Consider the following 18,362-nt stretch of genomic DNA (forward strand, 5'->3'; position numbering starts at 1 on the left):
CGCAGGGAGAACTCCTCCAGCAGCACCGACAGCACGGTGACCAGCACACCGCAGGCCAGGGCGATGCCCAGCAGGGCGAGCGTCATGAGGGGGCTCACCGCGCCGGTGAGCAGAGCCGCGATGATGATCACGACCCCCAGCAGCTCGAACAGCGGGGCGAAGAGCTCGAACAGCCAGTAGTAGGGCAGGCCGAGCATCCCGATCCGGCCGTAGCGGGGGTTCAGCAGCATGCGCCGGTACTTCCACAGCACCTCCCACAGCCCGCGGTGCCAGCGCACCCGCTGCCGCTTGAGCACCGGGAGGTTGTCCGGCACCTCGGTCCAGCAGGTCGGATCCGAGACGAACACCATGCGGTAGGCGCGGCGGCGGCGACGGCACCAGCGATGGACCTTGAGGGTCAGCTCGAGGTCCTCCCCGATCGTGTCGGGGTCGAAGGCGCCGACGGTCAGCAGCACGTCACGGCGGTAGACGCCGAAGGCCCCGGAGATCAGCAGCAGGGTGCCGAGACGCGACCAGCCGGCGCGCCCCAGGCTGAAGGCCCGCAGGTACTCGACCACCTGAAAGCGTGCCAGCCACTTCCGGGGCATCCCCTCCTCGGTCACGCGCCCGGCCACCACCCGGCTGCCGTTGACGGCGCGGATGTTCCCGCCGACGGCGACCACCCGCAGCGGGTCGTCGAGGAAGGGCTGCACCGCCAGCAGGAGTGCGTCGGGGTCCATGATCGAGTCCGCGTCGAAGATGACCACGAGATCCTTCGCGGCCAGGCCGATCCCGGCGTTGGTGGCGTCGGAGCGGCCCGAGTTCTCGCTGTCCACCACGAGCAGCGGGACCCCTGGATCGCGCGCCTCGTACACCTGTCGGATCGCTCCCCGGAGGGTGACCTGCGGTCCGGGGTCCACGGTGCGCGCGCTCGGCACCAGGTCGAACTCCCGCTGCAGGACGGCGAGGGTGTCGTCGGTCGAGCCGTCGTTGACCACCACCACCTCGTGATCGGGGTAGTCCAGGGCCAGCGAGGAGCGCACCGACTCGGTGATCACGGCGGCCTCGTTGTACGCGGGCATCACCACGGTGAGGCCGAGGGAGACCGGCGAGGTCGCGGTCTCGGCGAGGTCGAGCACCGAGCGGCGGGCGGCGGAGCGGCGCGTGTCGAGGAAGCCGAGGGCGACGAGCGCGGCGTAGACGAGGTTGATCGCGAGGAAGTACGCGAGCGTGGGCCATGCGGTCCACACCAGGACGGTGCGGACGACGTCGTGGACGGCGGTGCCGTCGAGGCCGAGGAGATCGAGCACGGTCAGCTCCCGGGGGCGGGGTCGGCGGCGGGCAGCAGCGGGGCCAGGAGCGCGTCCCCACGGCCGGAGACTTCGGCGAGGGCCTCGGTCGTGACGTCGCGGGGCAGGGCGAGCAGGGCCTGCAGCGCGTGGGCGCGCACGGGGCCCCAGGGCGATCGCGTCGCCTCGAGCAGCGCCGGGACGGAGGAGGCGCGGCCCACCCGCTCGAGGGCGGTCGCCGCGGCGAGCTGCACCGAGGGGGTGGGGTCCCGGCGCAGCAGCAGGCCGAGCCGGTCCGCGTCGGCGGCGCTGGTCAGCTCGCCGAGCGCCTGCGCACAGGACGCACGCACGGCGGCGCGGTCGTCGCCGAGTCCGGCACGGATCGCACGGAGCGCCTCGGGGGACCGGGAGCCCTGGTCGATCAGCGAGGTGACGATGGCCAGGGAGGGGACCTCGCCGTTGCCGCGCAGCTGCTCCAGCACCGTCTCCACCATCGCGGCGGAGGGGTAGGAGGCCACCGCGCGGACCGCGATGGTCCGCACGATCGGGGCCCGGTCGTGGACGGCGGCGGCCACGAGCACGGCATCGTCCGGCAGGGCGAGCTGACCGAGCCGTCGCACCGCCGCGGCGCGGACCGTCGTCCGCCCGGACCGCGCCCGTCGGCGCAGGCGCTGCGGGTGCCCCCTCTCGACGAGCATCGTGGCGATCCGCTCACGGGCCTCGCCGCGCAGCGTCTCCAGGACCGACAGCAGGCGCTCGTCGACCCGGTCGCCGAGCGCTCCGGTGGTGAGGCGCAGGGTCTCCCCGAGCGCCGGGTCGGCCTCGTCGTCGAGCGCATACCGGATCACGAGCGGGCGCGCCCGGAGGTCGAGCCGCGCCCTGCGGCGGCTGCGGACGATGCGCACGGCGTGGACCAGCGCCAGCGCGCAGAGGGTGACCAGGATCAGCGCCCACAGCGCGGCGAGCACCGAGAGGATCAGCCGGGGGCCGAGCTCGATCATCGACGGGAGAGCATCGAGGTGACCCTGGCGGCGAGCTCGCGCGGGGAGAACGGCTTGGTCATGTAGTCGTCCACGCCCGCCGTGAAGCCGTTCTCCAAGTCGCGCTCCTGGCTGCGGGCGGTGAGCATGAGCACGCGCAGCGTGGAGCCCTCGGCGCGCAGACCGCGCACCAGGTCCACCCCGGTCATCCCCGGCATCATGTGGTCGACGACCGCGAGATCGAAGTCGCTGCGCGCTGCGAGGGCGTCACGCGCCGCTTCGCCGGAGCCGACGGCGGTGACCTCGTGGCCGGAGGAGCGCAGCTTCAGGGAGACCAGCTCGACGATGTCGGGATCGTCGTCTACCACGAGGATGTTCGCCATGACCCCATGGTAGGGAGGAGATGGCCTCGACATGCAAGGATTCCGCACGGACGGCGAGTGATCCCCGCCGCGCCCCGGAGGCCGACGGCGTGACAAGCTGGAGCATGGACCTCTTCGACTGGGACCCCGACGTGCTCGGGGTGCTGATGGCCCCCTTCACCGGCACCGAGCTGCCCGGATGGACAGCACAGGCGCTGGATGCCGGGCTCGCCTCGGTGATCCTGTTCGGCCACAACACGCCGGATCCCGCGGCCACCGCGGATCTCGCCCGTGCGGTGCACGCGCGCGCCGCGGACTGCGTGGTCGCGATCGACGAGGAGGGCGGCGATGTCACCCGGCTCCAGTCCGCCACCGGGTCCTCCCTGCCCACCGCCTGGGCGCTGGGGGAGGTGGACGACGTCGAACTCACCCGCGAGGTGGGTCGCGCGCTCGGGGACCTGCTGGCCGCCTGCGACCTGGACCTGGATCTCGCCCCGGTGCTGGACGTCTCCACCGATCCGGCGAACCCCGTCATCGGCACCCGCGCCTTCGGCGACGAGCCCGACCGGGTCGCGCGCCACGCCCGCGCCTTCGCCACCGGAGTGACCGAGGCGGGCCTGGGCACCTGCGCCAAGCACTTCCCGGGCCATGGCGCCACCGCGACCGATTCCCACACCGCACTGCCGCGGATCGACCTCGACGCCGCGGAGTTCGGGCGCGACCACCTCTCCCCGTGGCGGATCGTGCCGTGGCTCGACAGCGTGATGACCGCGCACGTGCTGGTCCCCGCCCACGGCGAGGGACCCGCCTCGATCTCCCCGTGGTCCCGCCCGCTGCTGGACCGCGCCGTGGGCGGCACCTACCAGGGCCTGGTGATCACCGACGCCCTGGACATGGCGGCCGTCGCCGCGGACCCGGGGTACGGGGAATCCGCGGTGCGTGCGATCGAGGCGGGCGCGGATCTGCTGTGCCTGGGCTCCTCGCTGCGCCGCGACGACCAGCAGATGCTGCGCGAGGCCCATGACGCCCTGCTCGGTGCGGTCGCGACCGGCCGCCTCCCGCGGGCAGCGCTCCGGGCCCGGGCCGAGCGCACCCGGGACCGGCTGCGCTCGCTGCGCACCCGGCGCCGCTTCGTGCCCGCCCCCGCCCTCGAGAACGCCCTGGAGCGGGCCGAGAGGCTCGGCGCCGCAGCGGCCGCGCGGGCGGTCAGGGCCCGTCACGCCTCCCTCGGCGCGGGCCCGGTCCTCGTCCACGACCTGCGGGTCACGGCGCAGCACGCCTCCGGCGCCCGCGCCCCTCAGCTGGTCGACGCGCTGCGTGCACGGGGGGTGCCGGCGGAGGCGGCCGAGGTCGAGGTCGGGGACTCACCAGGTCAAGGTCCGGTGCCGCAGTGGCCGTCGTATCCCGCGCCCGCGCCCGCCCCCGACCCCTTCTCGTCCCCTGCGGCCGACGCTCCGCAGCGGCTCGCCCTCACCCGACTGCCCCGCAGCGACACCGAGGAGGGTGGACGGCTCTCCGCCCTGCTCGCCCGACACCCCGAGACGATCGTGGTCCACACCGGTGTGCCCGATGCCGCTCCCGACCACCGCCGCCTGGTGCTCGCCCACGGCGCCGGTCGCACGATGATGCGCGCCGTCGCCGAGCTCCTCCTGCGAGGACCGCGCTGAGGCGCGGCCCGTGGGGCACCCATCCCGTCGGTCGCCCACACCGTGGGCGAGGGCGTACACGCCACTCCGCTTGACCTTACGGTCCCGTAAGTTACGCTGTCCGGGTGAGTGTCTTCCGTTCCACGATCCCTGATGTCGCGGCCGAGGAGCCGATGGTCCAGCTCCTCGCGGCCGACGGCACCCGCACCCCGCACCCTGAGCTGGACGCCGTGCTGGAGGCCGGGGGCCCGGACCACGGCCTGGCCGCCCCCGAGCGTCTGCGCGGCTACTACCGCGACATGGTGATGATCCGCGCCGCAGATCTTGAGGCGACCAGCCTGCAGAGGCAGGGGCAGCTGGGCCTGTGGGCGAGTGCGCTGGGCCAGGAGGCCGCGCAGATCGGTGCCGGCCACGCCTCCCGCGAGCAGGACTATCTCGTCCCCACCTACCGCGAGCACGGGGTGGCCTGGGCTCGCGGCATCGAGCCCTGGCGGCTGCTGGAGCTGTACCGCGGCATCAGCCACGGCGGCTGGGACCCCCATGAGCTGCGCACCCACCCGTACATGATCGTGCTCGGCTCCCAGGCCCCGCACGCCGTCGGCTACGCCATGGGGCTGCAGCGCGACGGCGTGGTGGGCACCGGCGATCCCGCCACCGACACCTCCGTGCTCGCCCTGTTCGGCGACGGCGCGTCCAGCGAGGGCGAGGTGGCCGAGTCCTTCACCTTCGCGGCCTCCTTCCAGGCGCCGGTCGTGTTCTTCACCCAGAACAACCAGTGGGCCATCTCGGTCCCCACCTCGGTGCAGTCCCGCGTCCCGCTCGCTCAGCGCTCCCGCGGCTGGGGCATCCCGTCGGTGCGGGTGGACGGCAACGACGTGCTGGCCGTGCTCGGCGCGGTGCGCATGGCCCTGGACTCGGCCCGCGCCGGGAACGGTCCGGTGTTCGTCGAGGCGCTCACCTATCGCATGGCCGCGCACACCACGAGCGATGACGCCACCCGCTACCGTCCCGCGGCCGAGGAGGAGGAGTGGGCGGCGAAGGATCCGATCCTGCGCCTGCGCCGCCACCTCGAGCAGCTGGACCAGATCGACGAGCAGTACGTGACCCGCTGCGACGAGGAGGCCCACGATCTGGCCATGCAGCTGCACCACCACATCCACGGCATGGAGGATCCCGACCCGGTGCGCATGTTCGACCACCCCTACGCCGAGCCCCATCCGATCGTCGACGCCGAGCGCGCCGAGTACCTCGAGTACATCGCCCAGTTCGAGGACGAGCAGGGGGAGCAGGCATGAGCTCGCAGTCCTTCACCAACCTCCCGATCGCCAAGGCCATCACGGCCGGCCTGCGCGACGCGATGACCGCGGATGACAAGGTCCTGCTGATGGGCGAGGACATCGGCCCGCTCGGCGGGGTCTTCCGCGTGACCGACGGGCTGCACGCCGAGTTCGGCGCCCAGCGCGTGGTGGACACGCCCCTGGCCGAGGCCGGGATCGTGGGCACCGCCGTGGGCCTGGCCGTGCGCGGCTACCGTCCCGTGGTCGAGATCCAGTTCGACGGCTTCGTCTACCCCGCCTACAACCAGATCACCACCCAGGTCGCCAAGATGCACAACCGCACCTCCGGGGCGGTGAACCTGCCGCTGGTCATCCGCATCCCCCACGGCGGCGGGATCGGGGCGGTCGAGCATCACTCCGAGAGTCCGGAGGCCCTGTTCGCCCACACCGCGGGGCTGCGGATCCTCGCCCCCTCGACTGCGCAGGACGCGTACTGGATGACCCGCCAGGCCATCGAGTCCGAGGACCCGGTGATCATGCTCGAGCCCAAGCGCCGCTACTGGGTCAAGGGCGACGTGGATCCCGATCACCGCCCCGAGCTCTCCCCCTGGCAGGCGCAGGTGGTGCGGCCGGGCACCGATGCGACGGTGCTGGCCTGGGGGCCGAGCATGCCGCTGGTGCTCGAGAGCGCTCAGGCGGCCGCGGAGGACGGCATCGACCTCGAGGTCATCGACGCCCGCTCCCTCTCCCCGGTGGACTTCCCGACGATCGCCGAGTCGGTGCGGCGCACCGGGCGACTGCTGATCGTCCACGAGGCCCCGGTGCTCGGCGGGCTCGGCGGCGAGATCGCGGCCCGGATCTCCGAGCAGTGCTTCTACCACCTGGAGGCGCCGGTGCTCCGCGTCGGCGGCTACCACCTCCCGTACCCGCCGGCGCGCATGGAGCACGCCTACCTGCCCGACCTCGACCGGGTGCTCGACGGCGTGGACCGCCTGCTCGAGCACTGACGGCCCGACCTCCGCGTGAAAGGATCACGACCATGAATGCCGCTTCCGCAGGTCCCGCCGGTTCGTCCGGCTCGACGATCGTGACGATCCCGCTCAACGATCCCGGTGAGGGCCTCACCGAGGCCGAGATCCTCGACATCAAGGTGGAGGTCGGCGACCGGGTCGAGATCAACGCCCCGGTGGTCGAGGTCGAGACCGCCAAGAGCGCCGTCGAGCTCTCCACGCATGTGGCCGGCACCGTCGTCGCGATCCTGGTGACCGTCGGCGAGGAGGTCCCGGTGGGCGCGGGGCTGATCCAGGTCGACACGGCCGCGAGTGCCGCGACCGGTGCGGGCCCGGACCGGGGCGTGGGCGCCGCCCCGTCGGCGGCGCCGTCGGCCGGAGCCGATGCCGCCGCGACGTCCGACGCCACCGCGACGGCTGAGGAGGACGCGCAGACCGCCGCCGAGGTCGCCCCCCAGACGTCGGCTTCCTCGGGAAGTGCTCCGGTGACGCCCCAGGAGGGAGAGCCGAAGAACCTCGTCGGCTACGGGGCGCGCACCGCGCCGCCGCGCCGTCGGCGCCGACGCGCGGAGGCAGCCCAGGTGGAGGACGACCAGCAGGTGCCCATCGGCCGGATCCTCGCCAAGCCGCCGGTGCGCAAGCTCGCCCGCGATCTGGGCGTTGCGCTCCACGACGTGCTGGCCACCGGCCCCGAGGGCACCGTGACCCGGCAGGACGTGCTGGCCGCGCAGCAGCGCGCGATCGGCGGCGACGGCGGCACCGTCGACGCGGAGGGCGCCTACTTCCCCGAGGAGTCGCCCCAGGCCCCGGAGGGTCTCGGCGGCGCCATGGGCACCCCGCGCGATCAGGCCTTCACCGGCGTCACCACGGACGAGCGCACCACCCGGGTCGCGATCCGCTCGGTGCGCAAGCGCACCGCGGAGGCGATGGTGGCCTCGGCCTTCACCGCGCCCCACGTGACCGTGTTCAACGAGATCGACATGACCCATGCGGTGAAGATCGTCGCCCAGCTGAAGGCCTCGCGCGAATGGGCCGACGTGAGGGTCAGCCCCCTCGCCGTCATCGCGAAGGCGCTGCTGGTGGCGATCCGCCGCAACCCGGAGGTCAATGCGTCCTGGGACGAGGCCTCCCAGGAGATCGTCTACAAGCACTACGTGAACCTCGGCATCGCCGCGGCCACACCCCGCGGGCTGATCGTCCCCAACCTCAAGGACGCGCACCTGATGTCGCTGCGCGAGCTCGCCGAGGGCATCAGTGAGCTCGCCAAGACCGCCCGGGCCGGCCGCACCTCGCTGCGCGACACCCGCGACGGGACCATCACGATCACCAACTACGGCGTCTTCGACATCGACTCCGGCACCCCGATCCTGAACCCGGGGGAGTCCGCGATCCTCGGCGTCGGCGCCATCAAGGAGAAGCCCTGGGTGGTCGACGGCCAGGTCGTGCCGCGCCAGGTGGGCACGCTCTCCCTGAGCTTCGACCATCGCCTCATCGACGGGGCGCTCGGGGCGGAGCTGCTCCGCGACGTCTCCGCCGTGCTCGAGGACCCCTCCCTCGGCCTGGTCTGGGGTTGAGCGACGCGCTGCGCAGGCGGGGTCGGCGGGGAGCGTGCGAGCCGGCGGCGCCGTCGGAGCGGGAGGAGCTCGACCGGGAGATGCAGGGTTGATCGACGCGCTGCGCGTGACGCACAGCGCGGTCGGGGCCGCCTGAACGACGTCCGCGGCACGAGCGTCGGTACGCTGTGGCGGTGACCTCCAGCCCCTCTTCCTCTCCGCACCCCCCGCGCCGCGACGACCCGCGGATGCAGACGGTCGAGATGGCGGCCCTGCGCTACGAGGACATCACCGAGTCCGAGACGCTGGGCTCAGGGCCCGTTCCCGAGGAGCTGGATCCGCTGCGGACCGCTCTGCTGGTCGGTGTCGGCGGAGCTCTGGGGGCGATCCTGCGCTTCTCGTTGACCGTGATCGCCCCGACGGTCACCACCCCCACCCTGGTCGAGCTGCCCTGGGCGACGCTGTGGGTCAACCTGCTGGGCTGCCTGGCGCTCGGAGCTCTCAACGGCACGCTCGAGGTGACCTCGGGGCGCCCCTGGATCCGGCCATTGCTGGGCACCGGTCTGTGCGGGGGGTTCACCACCTTCTCCGCCGTCGTGCTCGAGGGCTCCGCGATCATCGGGGCGGACTTCCCGATCCTCGCCCTCACCTATGCGGTCCTGACCATGGGGCTTTGCCTGGGCGGAGTCGTGCTGGGGCTGTTCGGCGGTCGTCGCCTGGCCCGCGGCCTGCGCGACCGCCGCGCCGCACACGGGGAGGACGCCGCATGAGCGCCGGGACGTATCTGCTGGCCGCGCTGCTGGTCGGGATCGGAGGGGGCCTCGGCTCGATCGCCCGCTGGGGCCTGAGCGAGCTCGGGAAGCGACTGGCCGCCGCGCGCGCGTCGAACTGGCAGGGCATCATCCTGCCCGGCGCCACCTTCACCGCCAATGTCCTGTCCTGCTTCCTGCTGGGGATCGTGGTCGCGCAGATCGGCTCGGCCGGTGGGGCCGGGGAGCTCGCCTATCTGATGCTCGCCGTCGGCTTCTGCGGGGGCCTGTCCACGATGTCCACCGCCGCCTTCGACATCGTCGACCTGGTGCGCCACCGCACCTTCTCCCTCGCCCTGGGATATCTCATGCTGAGCATCGGCGCCGGGATGGCCGCGCTCTGGCTGGGCCTGGTGATCGCCGGATGACCACCCGTACCCCCGCCCCGCCGGCCCGGGCGGCGAAGGACCCGGCGCGGCCGCGCCCCGTGATCCTCGTGCTCCTGCTCGGGGCGCTCGCCGTGCTCGCCCTGATCGCGGTCCTCGCGGCCGATGCGGCCGGCGGCGACAACCTCGTGCTGAGGGACGCCGGGCCGATCGCCCGGCATGGCGCCCCGGTCGCCGCGACGCTCGCGGACCTCGCCGGGGCGCTCACTCTCGGCGGGGCCGTGATCGCCGGCTGGCTGCTGCGGGACGAGACCGACCGCAGCCGTGTGCTGCTGGTGGTCGGGATCGCCGCGGGCGTGACCACCCTCGCTCGCGGCACCTCCCTGGCCTTCTCCTATGCCGTCGCCACAGGGCAGTCTGTCGGCTCCCCGCGCTTCGGCTCCGATCTCAGCGTCTTCCTGGGCACCGACCTGGGGATCTGGCTCCTGATCGCCCTCGTGATCGCCGCCGCGACGACGACGGTCGCAGTGCTGGGCACCTCGGTGGGCATCGCCCGCACGGTCGCGGCGCTGTCGGGGCTGGTGGCGTTCTCTGCGGCGATGACGGGTCACGCCGCGGGCGACGAGACCCATGAGGTGGGCACCTCGACGATGCTCGTGCACCTGCTGGCCGTGGGGGTCTGGCTGGGCGGGCTGGCGGTGCTGCAGCTGCTGCCGCGCCGCAGCGGGGGCGCGGCGCTCCGGGAGGACGAGCGGGTGGTGCGCGGCTACTCGCACCTCGCCCTGATCTGCTGGGTGGCGCTCGCGCTGAGCGGGGTATGGGCGCTCGCTGTCCGCATGAACCACCCCGGGGAGGTCCTCAACAGCCCGTATGTGCAGCTGGGCGTGGCCAAGGCCGTGCTGCTGCTCCTGCTGGGCCTGCTCGGCGCGCTGCAGCGGCGCCAGCTCGCCACAGGCTTCGGCAGCGGGGAGCCCGGCCGACGGGCCCGCAGCACCTACGCGCGGCTCGCGCTCCTGGAGCTCGCGCTGATGGGGCTCGCGGTCGCGCTCGCCGCCGCGATGAGCTCCTCCCCGCCGCCGGCGGAGGCCGGGACACCGCCCGGGGGCACGGCCGGGGTGCTCACCGGGTATCCGCTCCCCGACGCCCCGAGCGTGCTCACGGTGCTCAGCTCGTGGCGTCCCGATCCGCTCGGCATGGCGATCGCCTGCCTGCTGGTGCTGTGGTGGTGGCGCCCCCTGGCCCCGCACCGCCCCCGGGGCGAGAGCCTGCGACTGGTGATGGGCGCCGTGGTGCTGGTGCTGCTGACCAGCGGTCCGCTGAACGTCTACGGCAAGGTGCTGATCTCGGCCCACGTCCTGCAGCACCTGCTGCTGATGGTGGCGGTCGGGGTGCTGCTGGGAAGCGTCGGCGGGGTGCCGGCACGGCTGCGTGCTCTGATCGGGGGCACGTGGCCGCTCGCGGTGCTGCTCGCCGCCGTCGGCCCGCTGCTGCTCATCGGCGCCTACGCCAGCCCTCTGCTGCGCAGCGCGCTCGACGGGCATGCCGCTCACCTCGGCCTGCAGCTGCTGGCCCTGGGCGGGGGAGTGCTCACGGCGCTCGCCGTCCGGGCCCTGCCCGGAGGCGCCCCCGGTCGGAGCGCGATCATGGCCGCCACCCTGCCGCTGCTGCTGGGCGCCGCGGCGGGCACGATCCTGCTGCTGACGGACACGCTGATCGCCGCGAGCTGGTTCGGGGCCACGGGCCGCACCTGGTGGGCGGATGCGCTCGCGGATCAGCACCGCACCGGTGTCGCCGTGCTCGTGGTGGTGGCGCTCACCGCAGTGGCTGTGGCCGTCGGCCTCCGCTCCACGTCCCGTCGCGGGAGTGTCACCGCGCCCGGGCCGCAGGAGGACTGAGCTCCCGCCTCCCGCGGGGCAGCGGCGGATCAGGCGAACAGCTCGCGCACCGAGCGCAGGCGCGCCAGCAGGGTGTCGCGGTCGACCTGCGGCACGAGGTGCTCCGCCGCGTCGTGACCGGCGGTCGCGGTGCGCGGGGTGACCTTGTGGGCACCGAAGAGACCCTCCACCCTGCCGCGCACCCCGCCCTGGGCCTCCGCAGGCTTCGCGGGCACCGCGCTCTCGGATCCGGCGCGCAGGCGACGGAAACGCTCCAGCGCGGGGGAGGAGCCGTCCCGGGCGGCGGCGAGCATGTAGGCGGCGAGGTCCGCCTGCTCGACGAGGACGGGCAGCACGCCGCCGGCGACCCGCTGCTGACCGAGGATCACCAGATCGTCGCGACCGCGGGCGAAGGCGCCCAGGAAGAGGTCGAGGTCGCCGGTCGAGGTGCGGGGCACGACATCCTCGGGGAGGTGGTCCGCGCCGGATTCGTAGCCGGTGGCCAGCACGATGAGGTCCGGGGCATAGCGCAGGTGGCCGGCGTGGGAGCCGATGCCGAGGTGCGTGACGGTGCCGTCGGCGTCGACGCCGGTGATCGCACCGGCGGGCGTGATCCGCCCCTCGCGCACCCGATCCAGCACGTCGTCGGAGACGATCACCGCATCCTCGAGCAGGGGGGCGTCAGGAGCGGGCAGGCCCGCGTCCGTGGGATGACCGACGGTGCGACGGATGACCGTCTCGGCGATCTTCGCGTTCAGGCCGCCGAGCACGGACGGCTCGCGGGAGGCGGCGACATCCCCGGGGATGCCGGCGACGCGCCGCGGCACCACCCAGTGGCCCGTGCGGATCGACCAGCGCACCTCGAGCGCACGGCGGGCGGCGTCGACCGCGATGTCGGCGGCGGACTGCCCGGAGCCGACCACCAGCACCCGCTTGCCCTCGAGCCCGTCGGCGCCGTTCCAGTCCTTGGCGTGCACGACCTCGACGGACTCCGGGACCTCGCCCGCCCACTCGGGGCGGTGCGGGCGCTCGGTGAGGCCGTGGGCGGAGATCACGGCGCGGTAGATCCCGACCTCCCCGGTGGAGAGCTCGACCTGCCACACGCCCTCCTCGAAGGGGCGCGCGGAGCGCACGGCGGTGCGGGGGCGGAAGTGATCGGTGAGGTCATGGCGGGCGGCGTAGGCGCGCAGGTACTTCGCCATGTGGGTGGGGGTGAGGTACTCCGGGAAGGAGACCGGCTGGAGCATGTCCTCGTACTGGGTGAACTCGCGGGAGGAGATCATCTCCATCGCGGGCCACACCGGGCTGTCCTCGCGCGCCTGGTCCCAGATCCCGCCGACGTGCGCGGCACGGTCCACCAGGTCGAAGGGGACCTCGAGCGCCTTGAGCGCCGCGGCCGCGGCGAGACCGGCGGGGCCGGCCCCGATGATCAGCACCTTCTCGCGGGTGGGGATCTGGTCGTGGAGATCGGGCATCGAGGGGAGCCTTCTTCCGGGTCGTGCGGCGCGCGATGCCCGGCAGCGATCCGGGCACCCGGCTCAGCGGCGGGCGGTCGCTGGCCATCCTAATCGTCGCGCCCGCCGACGAACGCCGCTTCGGGGCGGGCACGGGTGCGGGCGCGGGGCGAGGGCCTCGGGACCTGCCCGGATCAGCGCGGCCCCGCAGGCGTGGTGGGCCTCCCGCCCGCCGTCTCCCGCGCCAGGAGCAGGGCTCCGGGCAGCCCGTTGCGGGCGAGGGAGACGGAGCGCCGCCGGGCCCGCAGCGTGCCGGTGACCGCATCGTGGATCGGGCCGGGACCTGTCAGCACGGAGCCGGCCAGCACCACCGGCAGCTCACTGTGCGGGTCCAGAGCCTCCACGGTGTCGAGCACGTGCGAGATCGCGGCATCGAGGATCTCGCGGGCGACGGGATCCTCCGGGATCGTGCCGGGCACGGGCGCGAAGCGGCCCAGCGCCGCCGGTGCCCCGGCCGGCAGGTGCTCGTCGAGGGCGCGGATGAGGTCCTGGCGCGGGTCGCCGGTGGCCGACGGGGGGAGCCGACCCTCGCGCAGATCCAGGTCGAGCATCCCGCCGATCTCCTCGGTGAGCCGGGTGTGCGGACCGCGGCCGTCGAGGTCCGCGGCGACCGCCTCGAGGGTGCGTCGGCCCAGCCAGACCGCGGAGCCGATGTCGCCGAGCAGCCACCCCATCCCGTCCCGGCGGGCGACGGCCTCCCGGTCGTGGAAGCGCACGGCCACCGCGCCGGTGCCGGCCAGGACGAGCAGGCCGTCATCGCCCACCCCGCCGGAGAGGAAGGCGGTGTGCAGATCGTCGGTGACCAGGATCCGAGCACGGTCGATGCCGAGCCGGTCCAGCCGGTCGCCGACCGCACGGCGCACCTCGGCGGCGCGGGCCGGGCCGGCGCCCGAGATCCCCAGCGCCACGGCCGCGACCTCACCGCGGCCGCCCAGCGCGGCCCGTCCGCGCTCGAGCACCTCGGCAGCGGTGGCGGCGATGTGGTCGAAGGCTGCAGCGCCGGAGGAGCGCAGATTGGCCCCGGGCCCCTCTGCCTCGGCGATGACCGCGCCGTCCAGCGGCGCGAGCGCGAGACGGGAGCTGGTCCCGCCGACGTCCCCGGCGATGACCAGCAGCTGCGGTGCGTCCTCGCTCATGCGGATCCCCCCTCGGATGATCGCCCCATCGTAGAGGGGCCTACGCTGGCACCTGCACGGCGCGCATCGCCCGGGCGGCCACCGTGGGTCGCGGGCTGGATCGCGTCGTCCCTGCCCGTCCTCGCCCCGCCGCCGATCCCAGGAGATTCCCCGTGAGCAGCCCCCAGCGGGACCCCCGCCGCCTCGACGCCACCGGTGACCGCACCCGTGACCGCACCCTCGATGTCACGCTCGTCGACCTCGCCTCGCCGACCGAGGAGCGCAATCCCGCCAGCGCCGAGCTCGACACCCTCGACGCGCGCGGCATGGTGGACGTGATCCTCGGCGAGGAGGCGACTGTCGCGGCCGCCGTGCAGGCGCAGGCGTCCTCGATCGCGGCCCTGGTCGAGGTGTGCGTGCAGTCGATCGCCGCGGGCGGCACCGTTCACTACCTCGGCGCCGGCACCTCGGGCCGGCTCGCCGTGCTGGACGCCGTGGAGCTGGCGCCCACCTTCAACGCTGATGCCTCGATGGTCACCGCGCACCTGGCCGGCGGGGACGGGGCCTTCGTCACCGCGGTCGAGGGCGCCGAGGACTCGGCCGAGGCCGGGGCACAGCTGGTGCGGGAGCAGTGCCGGGCCGGGGACGTCGTGATCGGCCTGGCCGCGAGCGGACGCACCCCGTTCGTCGGCGGGGCGCTGGAGGAGGCGGGGCGGGCAGGACTGCCCACCGCGCTGATCTCCGCGAACCCTCAGGCGAGCCTCGCCTCGCTCGCCGACCATCCGATCCTGGTGGACGTGGGTCCCGAGGTGGTCACCGGCTCCACCCGCATGAAGGCGGGCACCGCCCAGAAGCTGACCCTGAACGCGCTGTCGACGGCGACGATGGTGCGGCTCGGCACCACCTTCGGAAATCTCATGATCGACGTGCGCCCCACCAATGCGAAGCTCGTCGCGCGGACGGTGCGGATGCTGGTGCAGGCCAGCGGCGCGGACCCGCAGCACGCGGCCGAGGTGCTCGAGGCCGCTGGCGGCAGCGTGCGGGTCGCGCTGGTCGCCCTGCTCGCGGGCGCCGGGCCGGAGGCGGCCCGGGAGGTGCTCGCGGACCATCCCCGCGACCCACGGCGGGTCGGCGACCCAGCGGGGATCCGCTCCGCCGTCGCCGCACTCGGCGCGATGGGCTGAGCGCGGGCCCGGCGGCGGGCGTGGGGCGGGTCGTGGGGCCGTAATTCCCTGGACCCGCCGGGGCTCGGCCCCTACGGTGGCGGCATGCGCCTGTGATCTGCTCCGTCGTCCGTCGTCCCTCCGTCGAGGAGCCCTCCATGCCTGCGCATCCCACCACCCCTTTCGCGACCCCTCGCGCCTCCGCGCCCTCTCGCGCCACCGCCACGCCGGATCCCTCCGCCACGCCGGGTCACTCCACAGCCCCGCGTCCCGTCACGGGCAGCGACCCGTCCCTGCACCTGCGGGGCGACGGGATCTCCCTCGCCTTCCCGGACCGTCGGGTGCTCACCGACGTCAGCCTGGTGGTGCCCGCCGGACGCCCGACGGGGCTGCTCGGTGAGAACGGCAGCGGGAAGTCGACGCTGCTGCGGATCCTCGCCGGCGACCTCGAGGCGGATGCCGGGAGCCACAGCGCGCCCGGACCCGTCGGCCTGCTCCGCCAGGAGCTCCCTGTCGGCCCCACCACCAGCGTCGACGCCGTGGTGGCCGACGCCCTCGAGCGCTCCCGGCGCCTCGAGCGAGCCCTGCTCGCCGCGGGGGAGGCGCTCGCCGCGGGGGAGGACGGGCCCACCGCCCGGGCCGCGCTGGACTACGACCAGCTGCTCGCCGAGGCCACCCTCGCCGACATCTGGAACGCGGACCGCCGCGCCGAGGAGGTGATGACCGGTCTGAGCCTGCACAGGATCGACCCCGGCACGGCCCTCGGCCACCTCAGCGGCGGCCAGCGCGAGCGCCTGGCCCTCGCGCACCTGCTGATCTCCCGACCGACCACCTGGCTGCTGGACGAACCCACCAACCACCTCGACGACGACGGGGCGACCTTCCTCGCCGCCGCCGTCGCCGCGCACCCCGGCCCGGTCCTCATCGCCAGCCACGACCGCGCCTTCCTCGACGACGCCACCACGGCTCAGCTCGACCTCGACCCCGCCGAATCCCCGGCCGCGACCGACCCGGGAGGGCTCACCGCGTACACGGGAGGCTTCAGCGACTACCTGCTGGCCCGCTTCGAGGCCCGGGAACGCTGGGAGCACCGCTATCGCACCGAGCAGGAGGAGCTGCGAGCGCTGCGTCAGGCGGTGAAGGACTCCGCGAGCGTGGGCCATGCCGGGGCCGCTCCGCGCACCGAGGCGAGGGCGTCGAAGAAGTTCTACGCGGACCGCAACGCCGCCGTCGTCTCCCGCCGGCTGCGGGAGTCCCGCGCGCGACTGACGCAGCTCGAGGAGTCCCAGGTCCGCAAGCCGCCGGCGGAGCTCGAGCTCACCCACCTCCCCGCAGCACCCTCCCGCTCCGCGCACGGGAGCGTGCAGCTCGCCGTCTCCGGGGCGGCGGTCGACGGGCGCCTGGCCCCCACCTCCTTCAGCCTCTCGGCCGGGCAGCGCCTGCTGGTCACGGGCGCGAACGGGAGCGGGAAGTCGACCCTGCTCGACGTGATCGCGGGCCGTCTCGCGCCGACCTCCGGCACCGTGGACCGCCCGCGGAGCCTGCGGATCGGTCATCTCGGGCAGGACGACACCGCGCACCCCGAGCGCACCGTCCGCCAGCACCTTGCGCACGCCGCCGGAGTCCCTGGCGCGGGCGGTGAGTCGGTTCCCGAGCTGTTCGGACTGGTCCGTCCGCAGGACCTCGACCGTCCCCTCGAGCTGCTCTCCCGCGGACAGCTGCGCCGCGTGATGCTCGCCGCCGTCCTGCTGGACCCGCCCGAGCTGCTGGTGCTCGACGAGCCCACCAACCACCTCGCGCTGCTCACCGCGACGCGGCTCGAAGCGGCGCTCGAGGACTGGGAGGGCACCCTGCTGATCGCCTCCCATGACCGCTGGCTGCGCAGCCGCTGGCAGGGCGAGGCGCTGGAGCTGGCCGGCCCGCCGGTCGCCGACTGAGCACGGATCCACACCGAACGATCGCGGAGCGCCCCTCCGAGCAGGGTGCCCGGCGTGCATCGCTCGTCGGCCCCGTGCCCCGCTCTGGTGTCCATTCGCGTTCACAATCCTCGATCGCGCACCCCTGGACAGGCCAGGCTGACCCCATCACCCGTCCCAGAAGGAGCACGCCATGACCGCTCAGACGCACAGGTTCGAGACCCTCGCCATCCATGCCGGCCAGAGCCCGGACACCGACTCCGGCTCGCGCGCCCTGCCGATCCACCAGACCACGAGCTTCGTGTTCCCGTCCGCGGAATCCGCTGCGGACCGCTTCGCGCTCGCCGAGCCCGGCCACATCTACTCCCGCATCAACAACCCGACCCAGGGAGCGGTCGAGGACCGCGTCGCCGCGCTCGAGGGCGGCGCGGCCGGGCTGCTGCTCGCCTCCGGGCAGAGCGCGATCACGCTCTCGATCCTGAACCTCGCCGGCGCCGGAGACTCGATCGCCGTCTCCCCGAGCCTGTACGGCGGCTCCTTCAACCTCTTCAAGCACACCCTCAGCCGCCTCGGCATCACCGCGCAGTGGGTCGCCGATCCGACCGATCCCGAGTCCTGGCGCGCCGCGGCCGACGACACCACCCGCGCGTTCTTCGTCGAGTCGATCCCCAACCCCAAGCAGGACATCCCCGACCTGCGGGCGATCGCCGACGTCGCCCACGAGGTCGGCGTGCCGCTGGTGGTCGACAACACGGTCGCGACCCCCTACCTGCTGCGTCCGCTCGAGCACGGCGCGGACATCGTCGTGCATTCGGCGACGAAGTTCCTCGGCGGGCACGGCACCTCGATCGCGGGCGTGATCGTGGACGGCGACAGCTTCGACTTCGCCGCCCAGCCCGAGAAGTTCCCCCAGTTCAACGAGCCCGACGAGTCCTACAACGGGCTGGTCTTCGCGGGTCTGCCCGCCGCCTTCGCGACCCGCGCCCGCACCAACCTGCTGCGTGACCTGGGCCCGGCCGTCTCCCCGTTCAACGCCTTCCTCATCGGGCAGGGCCTGGAAACGCTGCACCTGCGCATGGAGCGCCACCTGGAGAACACGCACCAGGTCGCCGCCTTCCTCGAGGGGGATGACCGGGTGGGCGCGGTGACCTGGGCGTCCCTGGCCTCCTCCCCGTACAAGGCGACGGCGGACACGTACCTCCCGCGCGGCGCGGGCAGCGTGCTGGGCTTCGTCCTGCCCGGCGGGCTCGAGGCCGGCAAGCGCTTCGTCGATGCGCTCACCCTCCACTCCCACGTCGCGAACATCGGCGATGTGCGCTCGCTGGTGATCCACCCCGCCTCGACCACGCACTCCCAGCTCAGCGAGGAGGAGCAGCGGGCCGCAGGCGTCGAGCCCGGCTTCGTGCGCCTCTCGGTGGGCATCGAGCACATCGACGACATCCTCGCCGACATCGAGCAGGGCCTGGCCGCGGCCGCCGCCTGACCGCACTGGCTGACTGCGTCAGCTGATCGCACCAGCGGGCCCCGCGAGCGGGCCGGGCGGGGGCGT

General features: G+C 73.9%; 15 protein-coding genes. 10 read left to right on the plus strand and 5 right to left on the minus strand.

Going from position 1 to position 18,362, the window contains the following annotated elements:
- From VF289_RS10660 to VF289_RS10670, 3 genes are all read right to left on the minus strand, one after another.
- Positions 1-1,289, minus strand: a 1,289-nt coding sequence (locus VF289_RS10660; RefSeq protein WP_330883868.1) for a glycosyltransferase family 2 protein, incomplete at its 3' end; no start/stop codon positions are given.
- A gap of 2 nt (positions 1,290-1,291) precedes the next feature.
- On the minus strand, positions 1,292-2,269 hold the full coding sequence (locus VF289_RS10665) for a HEAT repeat domain-containing protein (RefSeq protein WP_330883869.1): 978 nt from the start codon (positions 2,267-2,269) through the stop codon (positions 1,292-1,294).
- Positions 2,266-2,631 carry a response regulator transcription factor gene (locus VF289_RS10670; RefSeq protein ID WP_330883870.1) on the minus strand — a complete coding sequence of 122 codons (366 nt, stop codon included), beginning with the start codon at positions 2,629-2,631 and terminating at the stop codon, positions 2,266-2,268. The genes VF289_RS10665 and VF289_RS10670 overlap by 4 nt, the downstream gene beginning before the upstream one ends.
- An 89-nt stretch (positions 2,632-2,720) precedes the next feature.
- Between VF289_RS10670 and VF289_RS10675 the strand changes: the two genes are divergently transcribed.
- From VF289_RS10675 to VF289_RS10705, 7 genes are all read left to right on the plus strand, one after another.
- Complete coding sequence (locus VF289_RS10675) at positions 2,721-4,277, plus strand: glycoside hydrolase family 3 N-terminal domain-containing protein (RefSeq protein WP_330883871.1); 1,557 nt, start codon at positions 2,721-2,723, stop codon at positions 4,275-4,277.
- 152 nt (positions 4,278-4,429) lie between these two features.
- Positions 4,430-5,551: a thiamine pyrophosphate-dependent enzyme gene (locus VF289_RS10680; RefSeq protein ID WP_330883882.1), complete on the plus strand. Its 1,122-nt coding sequence runs from the start codon at positions 4,430-4,432 to the stop codon at positions 5,549-5,551.
- Entirely contained in the window at positions 5,548-6,540 is a 993-nt protein-coding gene (locus tag VF289_RS10685) for an alpha-ketoacid dehydrogenase subunit beta (protein ID WP_330883872.1), read from the plus strand. The genes VF289_RS10680 and VF289_RS10685 overlap by 4 nt, the downstream gene beginning before the upstream one ends.
- A gap of 32 nt (positions 6,541-6,572) precedes the next feature.
- Positions 6,573-8,117, plus strand: coding sequence for a dihydrolipoamide acetyltransferase family protein (locus VF289_RS10690; protein ID WP_330883873.1), 1,545 nt, complete (start codon positions 6,573-6,575; stop codon positions 8,115-8,117).
- A gap of 173 nt (positions 8,118-8,290) precedes the next feature.
- Positions 8,291-8,866 (plus strand): CrcB family protein, encoded by a 576-nt coding sequence (locus VF289_RS10695; protein ID WP_330883874.1) that lies wholly within the window; start codon positions 8,291-8,293, stop codon positions 8,864-8,866.
- The gene (locus tag VF289_RS10700; RefSeq protein WP_330883875.1) at positions 8,863-9,273 is read left to right on the plus strand and encodes a CrcB family protein; all 411 of its coding nucleotides are present in this window, start codon (positions 8,863-8,865) and stop codon (positions 9,271-9,273) included. Before VF289_RS10695 ends, VF289_RS10700 begins: the two co-directional genes overlap by 4 nt.
- Positions 9,270-11,126, plus strand: coding sequence for a CopD family protein (locus VF289_RS10705; RefSeq protein ID WP_330883876.1), 1,857 nt, complete (start codon positions 9,270-9,272; stop codon positions 11,124-11,126). The genes VF289_RS10700 and VF289_RS10705 overlap by 4 nt, the downstream gene beginning before the upstream one ends.
- 29 nt (positions 11,127-11,155) lie before the next feature.
- On the opposite strand, the gene VF289_RS10710 is transcribed toward VF289_RS10705, so the two are convergent.
- Both VF289_RS10710 and VF289_RS10715 read right to left on the minus strand, forming a co-directional pair.
- Positions 11,156-12,580, minus strand: a complete 1,425-nt coding sequence (locus tag VF289_RS10710) for an NAD(P)/FAD-dependent oxidoreductase (protein ID WP_330883877.1) — start codon at positions 12,578-12,580, stop codon at positions 11,156-11,158.
- A 173-nt stretch (positions 12,581-12,753) separates the two neighbouring features.
- Complete coding sequence (locus VF289_RS10715; protein ID WP_330883878.1) at positions 12,754-13,755, minus strand: N-acetylglucosamine kinase; 1,002 nt, start codon at positions 13,753-13,755, stop codon at positions 12,754-12,756.
- Positions 13,756-13,907: 152 nt separating this feature from the next.
- Between VF289_RS10715 and VF289_RS10720 the strand changes: the two genes are divergently transcribed.
- The 3 genes from VF289_RS10720 to VF289_RS10730 all read left to right on the plus strand — a co-directional run bounded on the left by VF289_RS10720 (position 13,908) and on the right by VF289_RS10730 (position 18,296).
- The gene (locus VF289_RS10720; protein ID WP_330883879.1) at positions 13,908-14,918 is read left to right on the plus strand and encodes an N-acetylmuramic acid 6-phosphate etherase; all 1,011 of its coding nucleotides are present in this window, start codon (positions 13,908-13,910) and stop codon (positions 14,916-14,918) included.
- A gap of 137 nt (positions 14,919-15,055) precedes the next feature.
- Positions 15,056-16,834, plus strand: coding sequence for an ABC-F family ATP-binding cassette domain-containing protein (locus tag VF289_RS10725; protein ID WP_330883880.1), 1,779 nt, complete (start codon positions 15,056-15,058; stop codon positions 16,832-16,834).
- Positions 16,835-17,006: 172 nt separating this feature from the next.
- Positions 17,007-18,296 (plus strand): O-acetylhomoserine aminocarboxypropyltransferase/cysteine synthase family protein, encoded by a 1,290-nt coding sequence (locus VF289_RS10730; protein ID WP_330883881.1) that lies wholly within the window; start codon positions 17,007-17,009, stop codon positions 18,294-18,296.
- Positions 18,297-18,362 lie beyond the last annotated feature (66 nt).

The sequence above is a fragment of the Brachybacterium sp. genome, from assembly GCF_036379615.1.
In the GTDB taxonomy this organism is placed as follows: Bacteria; Actinomycetota; Actinomycetes; order Actinomycetales; family Dermabacteraceae; genus Brachybacterium.

What these genes read in the sequence shown, in the direction of transcription:
- VF289_RS10665 (WP_330883869.1), bottom strand. Translation starts at nt 2,269, where the DNA reads ATGATCGAGCTCGGCCCCCGGCTGATCCTCTCGGTGCTCGCCGCGCTG.
- VF289_RS10670 (WP_330883870.1), bottom strand. Translation starts at nt 2,631, where the DNA reads ATGGCGAACATCCTCGTGGTAGACGACGATCCCGACATCGTCGAGCTG.
- VF289_RS10680 (WP_330883882.1), top strand. Translation starts at nt 4,430, where the DNA reads ATGGTCCAGCTCCTCGCGGCCGACGGCACCCGCACCCCGCACCCTGAG.
- VF289_RS10685 (WP_330883872.1), top strand. Translation starts at nt 5,548, where the DNA reads ATGAGCTCGCAGTCCTTCACCAACCTCCCGATCGCCAAGGCCATCACG.
- VF289_RS10690 (WP_330883873.1), top strand. Translation starts at nt 6,573, where the DNA reads ATGAATGCCGCTTCCGCAGGTCCCGCCGGTTCGTCCGGCTCGACGATC.
- VF289_RS10700 (WP_330883875.1), top strand. Translation starts at nt 8,863, where the DNA reads ATGAGCGCCGGGACGTATCTGCTGGCCGCGCTGCTGGTCGGGATCGGA.
- VF289_RS10705 (WP_330883876.1), top strand. Translation starts at nt 9,270, where the DNA reads ATGACCACCCGTACCCCCGCCCCGCCGGCCCGGGCGGCGAAGGACCCG.
- VF289_RS10710 (WP_330883877.1), bottom strand. Translation starts at nt 12,580, where the DNA reads ATGCCCGATCTCCACGACCAGATCCCCACCCGCGAGAAGGTGCTGATC.
- VF289_RS10715 (WP_330883878.1), bottom strand. Translation starts at nt 13,755, where the DNA reads ATGAGCGAGGACGCACCGCAGCTGCTGGTCATCGCCGGGGACGTCGGC.
- VF289_RS10725 (WP_330883880.1), top strand. Translation starts at nt 15,056, where the DNA reads ATGCCTGCGCATCCCACCACCCCTTTCGCGACCCCTCGCGCCTCCGCG.
- VF289_RS10730 (WP_330883881.1), top strand. Translation starts at nt 17,007, where the DNA reads ATGACCGCTCAGACGCACAGGTTCGAGACCCTCGCCATCCATGCCGGC.